The following is a 15,483-nucleotide window of genomic DNA, read 5'->3' as shown; positions in this document are numbered from 1 at the left end:
TTTGATCGGGCTTGCGGAGGTGTGGATCGTTAGCCTTATCTAAACACAGGACCTGATCAGCTATTCGGCAGGGACTGATCAGATAATTCACAGGTTTCTAGCCCTGCTGGCTTAGTCATATGAGGAGCAATCGATGTCATTCCTGACGACACAGCCTGAAGAGTTGGCGGCTGCGGCCGGCAAGCTCGAGACCATCGGCTCGGCGATGGTCGCCCAGAACGCGGCCGCGGCCGCCCCGACCACCACGGGCGTGATTCCCGCCGCCGCTGATGAGATATCAGTGCTACAGGCGTCGTTGTTCACCGCGTACGGCACTCTCTACCAGCAGGTCAGTGCTGAAGCAGCTGCGGTATACGACCTGTTTGTGAAGACCCTGGGGGTCAGCGCTGGCACCTATGCGGCCACCGAGGCCGCCAACTCATCCGCGGCCGCTTCGCCGTTGTCGGGTATCGCGAGCATCTTGGGTTCCACGCCCGGGAAGGTGCCCTCCTGGATTTCAGATATTGCCAATATCTTCAACATTGGGGCTGGGAACTGGGCCTCCGCCGCGTCGGACTTGCTAGGGCTGGCCAGCGGTGGTCTTCTTCCGGCTGCCGAGGAAGCCGCCCTCGAGGAGGGCTTGGAGGGCGCGGGCCTATCGGAGCTGGGGGCGGCGGAGGCGGCCGTCGGCGAGGCGCCGATCGCGGCCGGTCTGGGTGCGGCTCCGCTAGCCGCCGGCCTTAGTCGGGCGTCGTCAATCGGCGCATTGTCGGTGCCGCCCAGCTGGGCGGGACAGGCCAACCTGGTATCGAGCACCAGCACACTGCAGGGCGCTGGCTGGACCACCGCGGCACCGCATGGTGCCGCGGGGACGGTCATTCCCGGGATGCCGGGGTTGGCCTCGGCGACGCGCAGCAGCGCGGGCTTCGGTGCGCCACGCTACGGCGCCAAACCCATCGTCATGCCCAAGCCGGCGGTATAGGGGGCGGCCTCGACGCGGTTGCCCGCACTTGAGAAGTAGCGAATTTCGATCAATAGAGATCAATAGAGGGATAGGGAAAATGGATTTTGGAGCTTTACCCCCGGAAATCAACTCCACACGAATGTACGCCGGTGCCGGCGCAGCACCCCTGATGGCCGCCGGGGCGACGTGGAACGGCCTGGCCGTCGAGTTGAGCACTACAGCATCGTCCGTCGAGTCGGTGATCATGCAGTTGACTACCGAACAGTGGCTGGGTCCGGCGTCGATGTCGATGGTCGTTGCTGCCCAGCCTTATTTGGCCTGGTTGACCTACACCGCTGAATCGGCGGCCCATGCGGCTGCACAGGCCATGGCGTCGGCGGCCGCCTTTGAGGCGGCGTTCGCCATGACGGTTCCGCCGGCGGAGGTCGCTGCCAACAGGGCTCTGCTCGCGGCACTGGTGGCGACCAACGTCCTGGGTCAAAACACACCGGCGATCATGGCGACCGAGGCTCACTACGGCGAAATGTGGGCTCAAGACGCACTGGCGATGTACGGTTACGCGGCCTCCTCGGCGGCGGCGGGGAGGTTGAACCCGTTGATCACGCCCTCCCAGACCGCCAACATGGCCGGGCTGGCCGGTCAGGCCGCCGCGGTCAGCCATGCCGCTGCCGCCAGCACGGTCCAACAGGTGGGGCTGGGATCGCTGATCAGCAACCTGCCGAACGCGGTAATGGGGTTCGCTTCGCCCCTGACATCGGCGGCCGACGCGGCGGGATTAGGCGGAATCATTCAGGACATTGAGGAGCTGCTCGGTATCACGTTTGTTCAGAACGCGATCAACGGCGCGGTCAACACCACCGCCTGGTTCGTCATGGCCACCATCCCCAACGCGGTATTCCTCGGACACGCCTTTGCTGCCCTAAACCCGGCAACCGTGACCGCAGCCGCCGATGCCGTTCCAGCTGCCGCGGCAGCAGCTGGTTTGGCGCACACGGTGACGCCAGTGGGCGTTGGTGGGGCCTCGCTGACGGCGAGTCTGGGCGAGGCGTCCTCGGTCGGTGGCCTGTCGGTCCCGGCCGGTTGGTCGACCGCTGCTCCGGCCATGACGTCTGGTACCACGGCACTGGAGGGCTCGGGCTGGGCGGTCCCCGAGGAAGCCGGGCCAGTCGCCGCAATGCCGGGTATGGCGGGGATTTCTGGGGCGGCCAAAGGAGCCGGTGCCTATGCCGGGCCTCGGTACGGGTTCAAGCCCATCGTCATGCCCAAACAGGTCGTCGTCTGATTGGCCTGTGGCCCATCGACCGGGCCGGCCGGCTATGTCCCGCACAGCGACCCGCCAGGCGTGGCCGGTGCGGCAACCGACGGTGGGGCCGCAACCGACGCCGCCCGGACCGTCAATCAAGCCGCCGGAGCCATGGCGTCGCAGCCGCCCCCGCCGGGCTCGCTAGCGGCGAAATGGTTGGTTACGAGGGTGCCCGTGGCCGGGCTGGCCGAGAAATGTCAGAATCCGCCACAGCTGGGGCACGTTCAAGCCGGATACCGTTCGGAATCATTCGGAATCATGAGGCTGTAAGGCCTCGCCGTTCGCGACACTTAAACCACGCACGCGACACGCCGCAGATGGTCGCAGTGGCTCAAGTCTGGCGTGAGGTTGTGCAGGCTACGGCAATCGCGATAGCACCACCACTACCGGTGGTTTCGTGGGGTTTGATTTCGCTAGCATTCTTGTCGCATACGGTGCGGGGGCGCTACCGACGCTCCCCGCCGGCGGAGTCCGGCCACCACAGCAACCGAAGGCAAGCCAAATGACCTCACTGGATCTGACCGGCCGCACCGCCATAATTACTGGCGCATCGCGAGGCATCGGGCTTGCCATCGCCCAACAGCTGGCAGCTGCCGGCGCCCATGTGGTGCTCACCGCACGCAGGCAGGAAGCTGCCGACGAGGCTGCTGCACAGGTCGGCGACCGCGCCCTGGGCGTTGGTGCACACGCGGTCGACGAGGATGCCGCCCGGCGTTGTGTGGACCTCACCCTCGAGCGCTTCGGCAGCGTTGACATCCTGATCAACAACGCCGGAACCAACCCGGCTTACGGTCCGCTGCTCGAGCAGGACCACGCCCGCTTCGCCAAGATCTTCGACGTCAACCTGTGGGCACCGCTGATGTGGACCTCGCTCGTCGTGACGGCGTGGATGGGCGAGCACGGCGGCGCGGTGGTCAACACCGCCTCCATCGGCGGGATGCACCAGTCCCCGGCCATGGGCATGTACAACGCGACCAAAGCCGCGCTGATCCACGTCACCAAGCAGCTGGCGCTGGAGCTTTCACCGCGCATCCGGGTGAATGCGATCTGTCCCGGGGTGGTTCGCACCAGGCTTGCCGAGGCGCTGTGGAAGGACCACGAGGATCCGTTGGCGGCGACCATTGCGCTCGGACGAATCGGGGAGCCGGCCGACATAGCGAGCGCGGTCGCGTTCCTGGTTTCGGATGCCGCAAGCTGGATCACCGGCGAAACCATGATCATCGACGGCGGTCTACTGCTCGGCAACGCGCTGGGATTCCGGGCCGCACCCAGCACTGAGCATTGACCGCGCCGGTGTAGGGGCGCCTTTGCCCCGTGGAAAGTGCGTCCACGCACTGCCGCGGACGCAACTCGACGCGTAGCTCGCGGGGCGCACCGCGGACCGGCGTCGGCTGAATCATCATCGGGATCGACGTCGCGGCGCCTGAGGTGCTGCCAAGCAGACGCAGAATCGCACAAACCGGGCGCGATTAATGCGATTCTGCGTCTGCTTGGCGGGGCTAGTTGAGCGCTGCGCCGAAGGTCTCTGTCATTGCTGCCCAATGGCGTTCGTCGGCTGCGGCGTCATAAGACGGATTGTCCGGGACCGCGAACCCGTGGGCGGCCGGGTAGCACTCGATGCGGTGCGGCACGCCGGCCGCGCTGAACGCTTTGTCGAGTTTCTCGGCGTGGTCGGCGGTGAACGACGGGTCGTTCTCCGCGCCGCCGATGTAGACGGTGGCGCTGATCCGGTCGGCCAGCAAGTGCGGGCTGTCCGGGCTGTTGGCCACCAAACCGCCGGGGTGGAAAGCTGCCGCGGCGGCGACACGATCCGGCAGGCGGCCGGCCACCACCACCGACATTCGCCCGCCCATGCAGTAGCCGCAGACACCGAAGCGGTCCCCGATCACCTCCGGGCGGCTGGCCAGGTAGTTGAGAAGCGCATCGGCATCACGGGTTACCCGGTCGGGCGTTAGGGTGCCAATCATAAACATGATCCGTGCGCGTTCTTGCGGATCGCCGAACGCGGTCTTCATATCGAATGGAGCCCAGTCGCCTTCGCGATAGTACACGTCGGGAAGCAGAACCACGTAACCGAATCCGGCTAGCTTGGCGGCCATCCGGTCGAAGGTGTCCCGAACGCCGCCGGCGTCAGGAAACATCACCACACCGGGCCAGCGGCCCGGACCATCGGGAGTGAACAGACGCACGGCGCAGGTGCCGTCAGGAGTAGCGGCGGTGTCGGTGGTTTTCGGCATGGCCTCCGTTGTACTCCTGTGGCGCGGATCTGGGTGTATTCCCGTCGACTCGCTGTGCCCGGCTTCGCCGCGCTTGCGATCGCCCGCTGGGTTTGTTTGGCGGCGAGTCGCTGCGGCGGCTTCGCCGCGCTTGCGATCGCCGCTAGGCTGACCGCGTGTCAATCGTGACGCCATACGAGGACCTGCTGCGCTTCGTGCTCGAAACGGGTACGCCCAAATCCGACCGCACCGGCACCGGAACCCGCAGCCTGTTCGGCCAGCAGATGCGCTATGATTTGTCGGCCGGTTTCCCGCTGCTCACTACCAAGAAAGTCCATTTCAAATCGGTAGCCTACGAGCTGCTGTGGTTTTTGCGCGGCGATTCCAATATCGGTTGGCTGCACGAGCACGGAGTCACCATCTGGGACGAATGGGCAAGTGATACAGGCGAACTCGGGCCGATCTACGGTGTACAATGGCGATCGTGGCCGGCTCCATCCGGTGAGCACATCGACCAGATCAGCGCGGCGCTGGATTTGCTGCGCACCGATCCCGATTCCCGGCGCATCATCGTGTCGGCCTGGAACGTCGGCGAAATCGAGCGGATGGCGCTGCCGCCCTGTCATGCGTTCTTCCAGTTCTACGTCGCCGATGGCCGGCTGAGCTGTCAGCTCTACCAACGCAGCGCCGACCTGTTTCTGGGTGTGCCGCTCAACATCGCCAGCTATGCGTTGCTCACCCACATGATGGCCGCCCAGGCCGGCTTGTCGGTCGGCGAGTTCATCTGGACCGGTGGCGACTGCCACATCTACGACAATCACGTCGAGCAAGTACGGCTGCAGCTCAGCCGCGAGCCGCGGCCATATCCGAAACTACTTCTAGCCGACCGGGATTCAATCTTCGAGTACACCTATGAAGACATCGTTGTGAAGAACTACGATCCGCATCCGGCGATCAAAGCTCCAGTCGCGGTATGAGGCGCGCCGACGACAATGAAGTCGGCTCGGACAGCCTTCAAGCCGGAATCAAGGAGTGACGCGTGTGACGATGGTGGGGCTGATCTGGGCTCAAGCGACATCGGGTGTCATCGGCCGCGGCGGCGACATCCCCTGGCGCTTGCCCGAGGACCAGGCGCATTTCCGGGAGATCACCATGGGGCACACGATCGTGATGGGCCGGCGCACATGGGATTCGCTGCCGGCTAAAGTCCGGCCGCTGCCCGGCCGGCGAAATGTCGTACTGAGCCGCCAAGCTGACTTTATGGCCAGCGGGGCTGAGGTTGTCGGTTCACTCGAGGAGGCGCTGACCAGCCCGGAGACGTGGGTGATCGGAGGCGGACAAGTCTATGCGCTGGCGCTGCCGTACGCGACCAGATGTGAGGTTACCGAGGTCGACATCGGCCTGCCGCGCGAAGCCGGTGACGCGCTGGCCCCCGTGCTGGACGAGACATGGCGGGGCGAGACGGGGGAGTGGCGCTTCAGCCGGTCCGGGTTGCGGTACCGGTTGTACAGCTACCACCGCTCATGAGCGCCGCTTCTCCTCATCGCTTCGTCCCCCGCAAGCGGGTGGTACCCCCACTGCATCGTCGCGGCGCGCGCTCATGAGCGCCGCGACTGCTGCGTGGGACCGCCGGGCGGCCGTCGTCGTAGGAGGCGTCGCCGAACCCGGGTCGGCCGGCCCGATCGCCGGTGCCGACCGCAAGCGGCTGATCTCGCGAATCCAAGTGCGGCAGCTGGATTCGGCGGCAGTGGCGGCCAAACGCCGGCACTTGTATTACGTGCGGCCCCTTGACGGACACCCGGTTGCGCGGGTGGACCGCAAAACCGACCGCGCCGCGGACAGCTTGCCCGTGGCGGGCGTGCTTGGCGAACTCGACATACCGCCGGTCACGGTTGCCGAGGGGTTGGCCGGCGAGCTGGCGTCGATGGCGTCGTGGCTGGGATTGGGGGGGATCGCCGTGTCCACCCGGGGTGATCTGGCTGGGGAACTGTGCGCGGCCACCAAGCGGACTAACGGATGAGCCGCGTCGAGAAAGTCGAAAAGGTAAGGCTAGGGGACCATCTCGACTTCTCGAATGGCCATACGTCTGGCCATACGTCGCCAGCGAGCGAGCCCGGCGGCCGCTATCCCGTCTATGGTGCAAACGGGGTTATCGGATATTCCGCCCAACACAACGCGCGTGGCCCGCTGATCGTCGTCGGCCGCGTCGGCTCGTACTGCGGTAGCCTGCGCTATTGCGATTCCGACGTGTGGGTGACCGACAACGCGCTGGCGTGTCGGGCCAAGAAGCCCGAGGAAACCCGATATTGGTATTACGCGCTACTGGGTTTCGGGCTCAACCGATATCGGGCCGGATCGGGACAGCCCCTGCTGAGTCAGGGTGTTCTGCGGAACGTTTCGGTATCGGCCGTCGCCGCGCCCGACCGCCCTCGAATCGGCGAGATCCTAGGCGCCTTCGACGACAAGATCGCCGCCAACGACCGTGTCATCGAAGCCGCCGAGGCGTTGATGCTTGCGATCGTCGGGCGGCTCTCTGCATACGTGCCGTTGTCGAGCCTGGCGAGCAGGTCAACCGCATGTCTTGATGCGCAGCACTTCGATAGCACCGTCGCCCATTACAGTTTCGCGGCATTCGACGGCGGCGCCCAGCCCAGTCGCGTCGGTGGGCGAACGATCAGGAGCGCAAAGCTCGTCGTGTCGCAGCCGTGTGTGTTGTTCCCGAAACTGAATCCAAGAATCCCGCGAATCTGGAACATCACCAGCCTCCCGTCGGAAATGGCGCTGGCGAGTACGGAGTTCGTCGTGCTGCGGCCAGTCGGCGTCGACACTTCGGCCCTGTGGGCGGCGCTGCGACAACCCGATGTCCTGGCAGAACTGCGGCAGTTAGTCGGGGGCATGACGGGAAGCCGGCAACGAATCCAACCGACCCAGCTGTTGCGGGTTTGGGTGCGCGATGTGCGCCGGTTGACTCCCGGACACGCGGCCGCAATCGCGAACCTGGGTGCGCTGTGCAACGAGCGGCGGATTGAATCCGCACGCCTGGCATCCTGCCGCGATGCGCTGCTTCCGCTGTTGATGTCCGGGATAGATGGTCTACCCGCTGGCCGGTAGCCTTCTACCATGAGCCTCAATATCAAGAGCCAGCGCACCGTGGCGCTGGTGCGGGAACTGGCCGCACGCACCGGCACCAACCAGACGGCTGCTGTCGAGGACGCCGTCGCGCGCCGCCTCTCGGAGTTGGACCGCGAGGACAGGGCACGCGCGGAGGCCCGGCGCGCCGCCGCCGAACAGACCCTGCGCGACCTCGACAAGCTGCTCAGCGACGACGACAAGCGCCTGATTCGGCGACACGAGGTCGACCTCTACGATGACAGCGGTCTGCCCCGGTGATCGTCGATACGTCGGCCATCGTCGCCATCGTGAGCGGGGAATCGGGCGCGCAGGTGCTCAAGGAGGCGCTGGAGCGGTCACCGAACTCCCGAATGTCCGCGCCCAACTACGTCGAACTGTGCGCGATCATGCAGCGGCGGGACCGGCCGGAGATCTCTCGATTGGTGGACCGTTTGCTGGACGACTACGGAATCCAGGTCGAAGCCGTCGACGCCGACCAAGCCCGCGTGGCCGCGCAGGCGTATCGCGACTACGGCCGCGGCAGCGGCCATCCGGCCCGTCTCAACCTCGGCGACACCTACAGCTACGCCCTGGCCCAGGTCACCGGGGAGCCGCTGCTGTTTCGTGGCGATGACTTCACGCATACCGATATCCGGCCCGCGTGCACCTGAGCCCCGCCTGAGATACATCCGTTATATGCATCGCGGATATGCATTAGTAGTATGCTCTCCGGGTGTGACGCGCACCATGATCGACATCGATGACGACCTGCTCGCTCGGGCCGCCAAGGAACTGGGTACCACGACAAAGAAAGACACCGTGCATGCCGCGCTGCGGGCCGCGTTGCGAGCCAGTGCCGCGCGCTCGCTCATGAACCGGATGGCCGAGAACGCCACCGGAACCCAGGACGAAGCTCTGGTCAACGCAATGTGGCGAGACGGCCACCCAGAGAACACGGCATGACCACGCGCTATTTGCTCGACAAATCAGCGGCTTACCGCGCGCACTTGCCCGCGGTCCGACATCGCTTGGAACCGTTGATGGAACGCGGTCTACTGGCCCGGTGCGGCATTACCGATCTCGAGTTCGGAGTCTCGGCGCGTTCCCGCGAGGACCATCGAACACTGGGCACCTACCGGCGTGACGCGCTCGAATACGTCAACACCCCCGACACCGTGTGGGTTCGTGCATGGGAGATCCAAGAAGCATTGACCGACAAGGGATTTCACCGCTCTGTCAAGATCCCGGACTTGATCATTGCGGCGGTCGCCGAGCATCACGGCATACCCGTCATGCACTACGACCAAGACTTCGAACGCATCGCCGCCATCACACGGCAACCCGTGGAATGGGTGGTGGCCCCAGGGACAGCGTGATTCGCCCGATGCGACCTTCGTGTTGTCGAGGAGCTGGCCCACCACGCCCGGCATCGCCGCGGCGCATCGATAGGAAGGAAACGGGAATGCCGCCCAGGAAGAAGCAGGCGCCGCAGGCGCCGTCGACGATGAAGGAGCTCAAAGACACGCTCTGGAAGGCCGCCGACAAGCTGCGCGGGTCGCTGTCGGCCAGCCAATACAAGGACGTGATCCTCGGCCTGGTGTTCCTTAAGTACGTGTCCGACGCGTATGACGAACGGCGCGAGGCAATCCGTGCCGAGTTGGCGGCCGAAGGAATGGAGGAGTCTCAGATAGAAGACCTGATCGACGATCCCGAGCAGTACCAGGGTTACGGCGTATTCGTGGTGCCGGTGAGTGCGCGCTGGAAGTTCTTGGCAGAGAACACAAAAGGCAAGCCAGCCGTTGGTGGTGAGCCGGCGAAGAACATCGGTCAGCTGATCGACGAGGCGATGGACGCGGTAATGAAGGCCAATCCAACACTCGGTGGGACGCTGCCGAGGCTGTATAACAAGGACAACATCGACCAGCGCCGGCTCGGTGAGCTGATCGACCTATTTAACAGTGCGCGCTTCAGCCGGCAGGGCGAGCACCGCGCCCGGGATCTGATGGGTGAGGTCTACGAATACTTCCTCGGCAATTTCGCTCGCGCGGAAGGGAAGCGGGGTGGCGAGTTCTTTACCCCGCCCAGCGTGGTCAAGGTGATCGTGGAGGTGCTGGAGCCGTCGAGTGGGCGGGTGTATGACCCGTGCTGCGGTTCCGGAGGCATGTTTGTGCAGACCGAGAAGTTCATCTACGAACACGACGGCGATCCGAAGGATGTCTCGATCTATGGCCAGGAAAGCATTGAGGAGACCTGGCGGATGGCGAAGATGAACCTCGCCATCCACGGCATCGACAACAAGGGGCTCGGCGCCCGATGGAGTGATACCTTCGCCCGCGACCAGCACCCGGACGTGCAGATGGACTACGTGATGGCCAATCCGCCGTTCAACATCAAAGACTGGGCCCGCAACGAGGAAGACCCACGCTGGCGCTTCGGTGTTCCGCCCGCCAATAACGCCAACTACGCATGGATTCAGCACATCCTGTACAAGTTGGCGCCGGGAGGTCGGGCGGGCGTGGTGATGGCCAACGGGTCGATGTCGTCGAACTCCAACGGCGAGGGGGATATTCGCGCGCAGATCGTGGAGGCGGATTTGGTTTCCTGCATGGTCGCGTTACCCACCCAGCTGTTCCGCAGCACCGGAATCCCGGTGTGCCTGTGGTTTTTCGCCAAAGACAAGGCGGCAGGTAAGCAAGGGTCTATCGACCGGTGCGGGCAGGTGCTGTTCATCGACGCTCGTGAACTGGGCGACCTAGTGGACCGGGCCGAGCGGGCGCTGACCAACGAGGAGATCGTCCGCATCGGGGATACCTTCCACGCGTGGCGCGGGTCGAAGTCGGCTGCCGTCAAAGGGATTATGTACGAGGATGTTCCGGGGTTCTGTAAGTCGGCGACGTTGGCGGAGATCAAGGCGACCGACTATGCGCTCACGCCGGGGCGGTATGTGGGTACGCCCGCGGTCGAGGACGACGGAGAGCCGATCGACGAGAAGATGGCCCGGTTGTCGAAGGCGTTGCTGGAGGCGTTCGATGAGTCGGCGCGGCTGGAAAGGGTCGTGCGGGAGCAACTGGGGCGGCTTAGATGAGTGATGGATGGAAAACCTTGCGGTTCGGGGAAGTCCTTGAGCTGCAGCGAGGACATGATCTTCCTGCGGCGTCGCGGGGATCTGGAACGGTACCTGTTATCGGGTCATTCGGGGTGACCGGTATGCATGACACAGCTGCGTACGATGGTCCCGGTGTAGCCATCGGCAGGAGCGGTGCGGCGATTGGTACCGCAACTTTCGTTGCGGGTCCGATCTGGCCGCTGGACACTTGCCTATTTGTTCGCGACTTCAAGGGCAACGATCCCCGTTAGGTAGATCGGCTTCTTCAGGCAACAGATTTGGTGGGGTTCAACTCTGGGAGCCAGCGCCAACGCGGACGCTCGACGGGCGTGGACCCTGCGGCACAACTTCACGTTTTACGACGCCCTCTACGTGGCACTGGCCAGTCACCTCGACATCCCCCTGCTGACCGCGGACCCGCGTCTGCGCCGGGAGCCCGGGCTGACCTGCCACACCGAGTTCGTCTAGTTGCGGCCGGCGCTAAGGTGAGCGCCGTGGCCGAGACCGCGCCGCTGCGCGTGCAACTGATCGCCAAGACCGACTTCTTGGCCCCACCCGACGTGCCCTGGACCACCGACGCCGACGGCGGACCCGCGCTGGTCGAGTTCGCCGGCCGGGCCTGCTATCAGAGCTGGTCCAAGCCCAATCCCAAGACCGCCACCAACGCCGGCTACCTCCGGCACATCATCGACGTCGGACATTTCTCGGTGCTAGAGCATGCCAGCGTGTCGTTCTACATCACCGGGATCTCGCGATCGTGCACCCACGAGCTGATCCGCCACCGGCATTTCTCCTACTCGCAGCTCTCCCAGCGCTACGTACCCGAGAAGGACTCGCGGGTCGTCGTGCCGCCCGGCATGGAGGACGACGCCGACCTGCGCCACATCCTGACCGAGGCCGCCGACGCCGCCCGCGCCACCTACAGCGAGCTGCTGGCCAAGCTGGAAGCCAAGTTCGCCGACCAACCCAACGCGATCCTGCGCCGCAAGCAGGCCCGCCAAGCCGCCCGCGCGGTGCTGCCCAACGCCACCGAAACCCGCATCGTGGTGACCGGCAACTACCGGGCCTGGCGGCACTTCATCGCAATGCGGGCCAGCGAGCACGCCGACGTGGAAATCCGGCGACTGGCCATCGAATGCCTGCGCCAGCTCGCCGCCGTGGCCCCCGCGGTGTTCGCCGACTTCGAGGTGACCACCCTGGCCGACGGCACCGAGGTGGCGACCAGCCCGTTGGCGACCGAAGCCTGAGGCGGCGTGTCGCTGGACAAACACGCGCGCTCGCGGCCGGGATAAAGCGCCAGGTAACCTTGGGAGCCGTGACCACCGTCGGATTCGACGTCGCAGCGCGCCTAGGAACCCTGCTGACCGCGATGGTGACACCGTTTAGCGGCGATGGCTCCCTGGACACCGCCACCGCGGCGCGGCTGGCCAACCACCTGGTCGATCAGGGGTGCGACGGTCTGGTGGTCTCGGGCACCACCGGCGAGTCGCCGACCACCACCGACGGGGAGAAAATCGAGCTGCTGCGGGCCGTCTTGGAAGCGGTGGGGGACCGGGCCCGTGTTATCGCCGGTGCCGGCACCTATGACACCGCGCACAGCATCCGGCTGGCCAAGGCTTGTGCGGCCGAGGGTGCGCACGGGCTGCTGGTGGTCACGCCCTACTATTCCAAGCCGCCGCAGCGGGGGCTGCAAGCCCATTTCACCGCCGTCGCCGACGCGACCGAGCTGCCGATGCTGCTCTATGACATCCCGGGGCGGTCGGCGGTGCCGATCGAGCCCGACACGATCCGCGCGTTGGCGTCGCATCCGAACATCGTCGGAGTCAAGGACGCCAAAGCCGACCTGCACAGCGGCGCCCAAATCATGGCCGACACCGGACTGGCCTACTATTCCGGCGACGACGCGCTCAACCTGCCCTGGCTGGCCATGGGCGCCACGGGCTTCATCAGCGTGATTGCCCACCTGGCAGCCGGGCAGCTTCGAGAGTTGTTGTCCGCCTTCGGTTCTGGGGATATCGCCACCGCCCGCAAGATCAACATTGCGGTCGCCCCGCTGTGCAACGCGATGAGCCGCCTGGGTGGGGTGACGTTGTCCAAGGCGGGCTTGCGGCTGCAGGGCATCGACGTCGGTGATCCCCGGCTGCCCCAGGTGGCCGCGACACCGGAGCAGATCGACGCGTTGGCCGCCGACATGCGCGCGGCCTCGGTGCTTCGGTGATCTAAAGGTGAGCCAAAGGGTGGCCCAGAAGTGGATGTAGACCTTCCCCCGCCAGGTCCCCTGACCTCCGGCGGGTTGCGGGTCACCGCGCTGGGCGGCATCAACGAAATCGGCCGCAACATGACGGTTTTCGAACACCTGGGCCGACTGTTGATTATCGACTGCGGTGTGTTGTTTCCTGGCCACGACGAGCCCGGTGTCGATCTGATCCTGCCGGACATGCGCCATGTCGAAGACCGGCTTGACGACATCGAGGCGCTGGTGTTGACCCACGGGCACGAGGACCACATCGGGGCGATTCCGTTTCTGCTCAAGCTGCGACCCGACATCCCGGTCGTCGGCTCGAAGTTCACCTTGGCTCTGGTTGCAGAGAAATGTCGTGAGTACCGCATAACACCGGTGTTCGTCGAGGTCCGCGAGGGCCAGAGCACCCGGCACGGCGTGTTTGAGTGCGAGTACTTCGCCGTCAACCATTCCACTCCGGACGCGTTGGCCATCGCGGTGTATACCGGCGCGGGAACCATCCTGCACACCGGCGACATCAAGTTCGACCAATTGCCACCGGACGGCCGTCCCACCGATCTACCGGGCATGTCGCGGCTCGGCGACACCGGCGTGGACCTGTTGCTGTGCGACTCGACGAACGCCGAGATCCCCGGTGTCGGGCCATCGGAAAGCGAAGTGGGCCCAACGCTGCACCGGCTCATCCGGGGTGCCGACGGACGGGTGATAGTTGCGTGTTTCGCCTCCAACGTGGATCGGGTACAGCAGATCATCGATGCCGCAGTGGCATTGGGCCGGCGAGTGTCGTTCGTCGGCCGATCGATGGTGCGCAACATGCGCGTCGCAAGGCAACTGGGCTTCCTACGAGTGGCTGATTCCGATCTCATCGACATCGCCGCCGCCGAAACGATGGTGCCCGACCAAGTTGTGTTGATCACCACCGGCACCCAAGGCGAGCCGATGTCGGCGTTGTCGCGAATGTCGCGTGGGGAGCATCGCAGCATCACGTTGACTGCTGGTGATCTCATCGTGTTGTCGTCGTCGCTGATCCCCGGCAACGAGGAGGCGGTCTTCGGAGTCATCGATGCACTGTCCAAGATCGGCGCCAGAGTCGTCACCAACGCCCAAGCAAGGGTGCATGTTTCCGGCCACGCGTACGCCGGTGAGCTGCTGTTCCTCTACAACGGGGTGCGGCCGCGCAACGTGATGCCGGTGCACGGAACCTGGCGGATGCTGCGCGCCAATGCCAAGCTGGCCGCCAGTACCGGCGTACCGCAAGAGTCAATTCTGTTGGCCGAGAACGGTGTCAGCGTCGACCTGGTTGCCGGCAAAGCCAGTATCTCCGGTGCGGTGCCGGTGGGCAAGATGTTCGTCGACGGCTTGATCGCCGGCGACGTCGGCGATATCACCCTGGGCGAGCGGCTCATTTTGTCGTCGGGCTTTGTCGCGGTGACCGTCGTGGTCAGACGTGGCACCGGCCAGCCGTTGGCTGCGCCACATCTACACTCGCGGGGTTTCTCCGAAGATCCCAAGGCGCTCGAACCCGCCGTGCGCAAGGTGGAGGCAGAGCTGGAATCGTTGGTGGCTGCCAACGTCACCGATCCGATCCGGATCGCTCAAGGGGTGCGCCGCACGGTCGGCAAGTGGGTGGGGGAAACCTATCGCCGCCAGCCGATGATTGTGCCGACGGTCATCGAGGTGTAACCGGCTCACTCTTCTCGGCGTAGGCAGACCACTCGATTTGTGATGCGTTGAGGTTGCGGCCGGTGGGCTCGACGTAGCGCTGGACAAGCTCCTCCGGCCCGGCCTGCTCGGTCAGCCGCCAACCGTAGTCGGCGAGAAACCCGGCTACTTCCTCGGGATCTAAGCCGAAGTGCCACAGTTGACGTCGCTGGCGAACCGTGTGGTATAGCGTCCGGGTACCGTAACGGTTGGTGCCGTCAATGAAGTCCCGGCGGACGTAGGTGAATACCATTCGACTGCCCGGTGCGGCCGCGCGTAGGCCCTCCAAGGTCCGCCGGACGGCCCGCTCGGTGAGGTATTGGGTCACACCTTCGCAGACGAAGAACACCCGGTACTCGGTACGGTAGCCGTGCTCGGCCAGAGCGGTGAGCAGGTCGTCATGCTCGAAATCCAATGCAACCAAGCGAACCGACAGCGGCAGTTCACCGAGCACCCGTCGGACCGTCTTGGCCTTGCGGGCGATGTTGACCGGCAGGTCGACCTCGAATACCGGCATCCGCACTCGTCGCGTCAACCGGTAGGCACGGGTGTCCAATCCGGCTCCGAGGATGACAACCGCGTCGATGTCGCCGAGCGCTTCGTCGAGTTTGTCTCCGATGAAGCGTTTACGGCAGGCCAGATTGGCCCATAACCCGCGGCCGGACCACTCCGAGGCGCTAATGAGTAAACGACGCAACACCGCCGACCGGGTTGCACCGGCCAGCCATCGCAATGGTCTGGGCAAGAACAAGTCCGCGAGGTCGTCGTCCACCAGGCGGCGGCCAGGTGGTTCGTTTTGCTCCACGGCCGCCAACACCATCGGGCCGAAGGCGGTCTGCGCAGCGGGATTTCGAGCCATCA

General features: G+C 65.0%; 20 protein-coding genes. 18 read left to right on the top strand and 2 right to left on the bottom strand.

What is annotated here, in order from left to right; translation table 11 throughout:
• Positions 1-133: 133 nt before the first annotated feature.
• The 5 genes from FF952_RS14635 (at position 134) to FF952_RS14615 (ending at position 3,531) form a co-directional block, all read left to right on the top strand.
• Complete coding sequence (locus tag FF952_RS14635) at positions 134-961, top strand: PPE family protein, SVP subgroup (RefSeq protein WP_003414086.1); 828 nt, start codon at positions 134-136, stop codon at positions 959-961.
• Positions 962-1,040: 79 nt separating this feature from the next.
• Positions 1,041-2,225, top strand: a complete 1,185-nt coding sequence (locus tag FF952_RS14630; RefSeq protein ID WP_003900568.1) for a PPE family protein — start codon at positions 1,041-1,043, stop codon at positions 2,223-2,225.
• Entirely contained in the window at positions 2,226-2,516 is a 291-nt protein-coding gene (locus tag FF952_RS14625; RefSeq protein WP_003899467.1) for a hypothetical protein, read from the top strand. It abuts the gene before it with no gap.
• A complete protein-coding gene (locus FF952_RS14620; protein WP_003900567.1) occupies positions 2,399-2,752 on the top strand; it encodes a hypothetical protein in 354 nt (117 codons plus the stop codon). The genes FF952_RS14625 and FF952_RS14620 overlap by 118 nt, the downstream gene beginning before the upstream one ends.
• Positions 2,749-3,531 carry an SDR family oxidoreductase gene (locus tag FF952_RS14615; RefSeq protein ID WP_003414081.1) on the top strand — a complete coding sequence of 261 codons (783 nt, stop codon included), beginning with the start codon at positions 2,749-2,751 and terminating at the stop codon, positions 3,529-3,531. The genes FF952_RS14620 and FF952_RS14615 overlap by 4 nt, the downstream gene beginning before the upstream one ends.
• Positions 3,532-3,745: 214 nt before the next feature.
• Here the strand turns inward: FF952_RS14615 and FF952_RS14610 are convergent, their stop codons facing one another.
• The gene (locus FF952_RS14610; protein WP_003414079.1) at positions 3,746-4,483 is read right to left on the bottom strand and encodes a dienelactone hydrolase family protein; all 738 of its coding nucleotides are present in this window, start codon (positions 4,481-4,483) and stop codon (positions 3,746-3,748) included.
• 155 nt (positions 4,484-4,638) lie between these two features.
• Here FF952_RS14610 and FF952_RS14605 point away from each other — a divergent pair, with 155 nt between their 5' ends.
• From FF952_RS14605 to rnj, 13 genes are all read left to right on the top strand, one after another.
• On the top strand, positions 4,639-5,439 hold the full coding sequence (locus FF952_RS14605) for a thymidylate synthase (RefSeq protein ID WP_031680801.1): 801 nt from the start codon (positions 4,639-4,641) through the stop codon (positions 5,437-5,439).
• A 70-nt stretch (positions 5,440-5,509) separates the two neighbouring features.
• Positions 5,510-5,989: a dihydrofolate reductase gene (gene dfrA, locus FF952_RS14600; protein ID WP_003414073.1), complete on the top strand. Its 480-nt coding sequence runs from the start codon at positions 5,510-5,512 to the stop codon at positions 5,987-5,989.
• Between the two features lie 73 nt (positions 5,990-6,062).
• The gene (locus FF952_RS14590) at positions 6,063-6,482 is read left to right on the top strand and encodes a winged helix DNA-binding domain-containing protein (protein WP_003414070.1); all 420 of its coding nucleotides are present in this window, start codon (positions 6,063-6,065) and stop codon (positions 6,480-6,482) included.
• Positions 6,479-7,573: a restriction endonuclease subunit S gene (locus FF952_RS14585; protein WP_003414068.1), complete on the top strand. Its 1,095-nt coding sequence runs from the start codon at positions 6,479-6,481 to the stop codon at positions 7,571-7,573. Before FF952_RS14590 ends, FF952_RS14585 begins: the two co-directional genes overlap by 4 nt.
• 9 nt (positions 7,574-7,582) lie before the next feature.
• Complete coding sequence (locus FF952_RS14580; RefSeq protein ID WP_003414066.1) at positions 7,583-7,852, top strand: type II toxin-antitoxin system VapB family antitoxin; 270 nt, start codon at positions 7,583-7,585, stop codon at positions 7,850-7,852.
• Positions 7,849-8,244 carry a type II toxin-antitoxin system VapC family toxin gene (locus FF952_RS14575; protein WP_003414064.1) on the top strand — a complete coding sequence of 132 codons (396 nt, stop codon included), beginning with the start codon at positions 7,849-7,851 and terminating at the stop codon, positions 8,242-8,244. Before FF952_RS14580 ends, FF952_RS14575 begins: the two co-directional genes overlap by 4 nt.
• Positions 8,245-8,269: 25 nt before the next feature.
• The gene (locus FF952_RS14570; protein ID WP_003414061.1) at positions 8,270-8,536 is read left to right on the top strand and encodes a type II toxin-antitoxin system VapB family antitoxin; all 267 of its coding nucleotides are present in this window, start codon (positions 8,270-8,272) and stop codon (positions 8,534-8,536) included.
• Positions 8,533-8,949, top strand: coding sequence for a type II toxin-antitoxin system toxin ribonuclease C21 (gene vapC21, locus FF952_RS14565; RefSeq protein WP_003414059.1), 417 nt, complete (start codon positions 8,533-8,535; stop codon positions 8,947-8,949). Before FF952_RS14570 ends, vapC21 begins: the two co-directional genes overlap by 4 nt.
• Positions 8,950-9,035: 86 nt before the next feature.
• Positions 9,036-10,658: a class I SAM-dependent DNA methyltransferase gene (locus FF952_RS14560; RefSeq protein ID WP_003414057.1), complete on the top strand. Its 1,623-nt coding sequence runs from the start codon at positions 9,036-9,038 to the stop codon at positions 10,656-10,658.
• Positions 10,655-10,930, top strand: coding sequence for a restriction endonuclease subunit S domain-containing protein (locus FF952_RS14555; protein WP_003414055.1), 276 nt, complete (start codon positions 10,655-10,657; stop codon positions 10,928-10,930). The genes FF952_RS14560 and FF952_RS14555 overlap by 4 nt, the downstream gene beginning before the upstream one ends.
• Positions 10,931-11,173: 243 nt before the next feature.
• The gene (thyX, locus tag FF952_RS14550) at positions 11,174-11,926 is read left to right on the top strand and encodes an FAD-dependent thymidylate synthase (protein WP_003899465.1); all 753 of its coding nucleotides are present in this window, start codon (positions 11,174-11,176) and stop codon (positions 11,924-11,926) included.
• 68 nt (positions 11,927-11,994) lie between these two features.
• The gene (gene dapA / locus FF952_RS14545) at positions 11,995-12,897 is read left to right on the top strand and encodes a 4-hydroxy-tetrahydrodipicolinate synthase (RefSeq protein ID WP_003900564.1); all 903 of its coding nucleotides are present in this window, start codon (positions 11,995-11,997) and stop codon (positions 12,895-12,897) included.
• Between the two features lie 30 nt (positions 12,898-12,927).
• Positions 12,928-14,604, top strand: coding sequence for a ribonuclease J (rnj, locus tag FF952_RS14540; RefSeq protein WP_031656831.1), 1,677 nt, complete (start codon positions 12,928-12,930; stop codon positions 14,602-14,604).
• Here rnj and FF952_RS14535 read toward each other — a convergent pair.
• Positions 14,591-15,481 carry a class I SAM-dependent methyltransferase gene (locus tag FF952_RS14535; protein ID WP_003899463.1) on the bottom strand — a complete coding sequence of 297 codons (891 nt, stop codon included), beginning with the start codon at positions 15,479-15,481 and terminating at the stop codon, positions 14,591-14,593. The two genes, rnj and FF952_RS14535, sit on opposite strands and share 14 nt — an antisense overlap.
• Between the last annotated feature and the right edge of the window lie 2 nt (positions 15,482-15,483).

Origin of the sequence: Mycobacterium tuberculosis complex sp. N0072 (genome assembly GCF_030323725.1) — a bacterium.
GTDB classification, from domain to species: Bacteria; Actinomycetota; Actinomycetes; order Mycobacteriales; family Mycobacteriaceae; genus Mycobacterium; species Mycobacterium tuberculosis.
The sequence above is the reverse complement of the archived record's forward strand: the minus strand, read 5'-3'. Positions and strand labels throughout refer to the sequence as shown.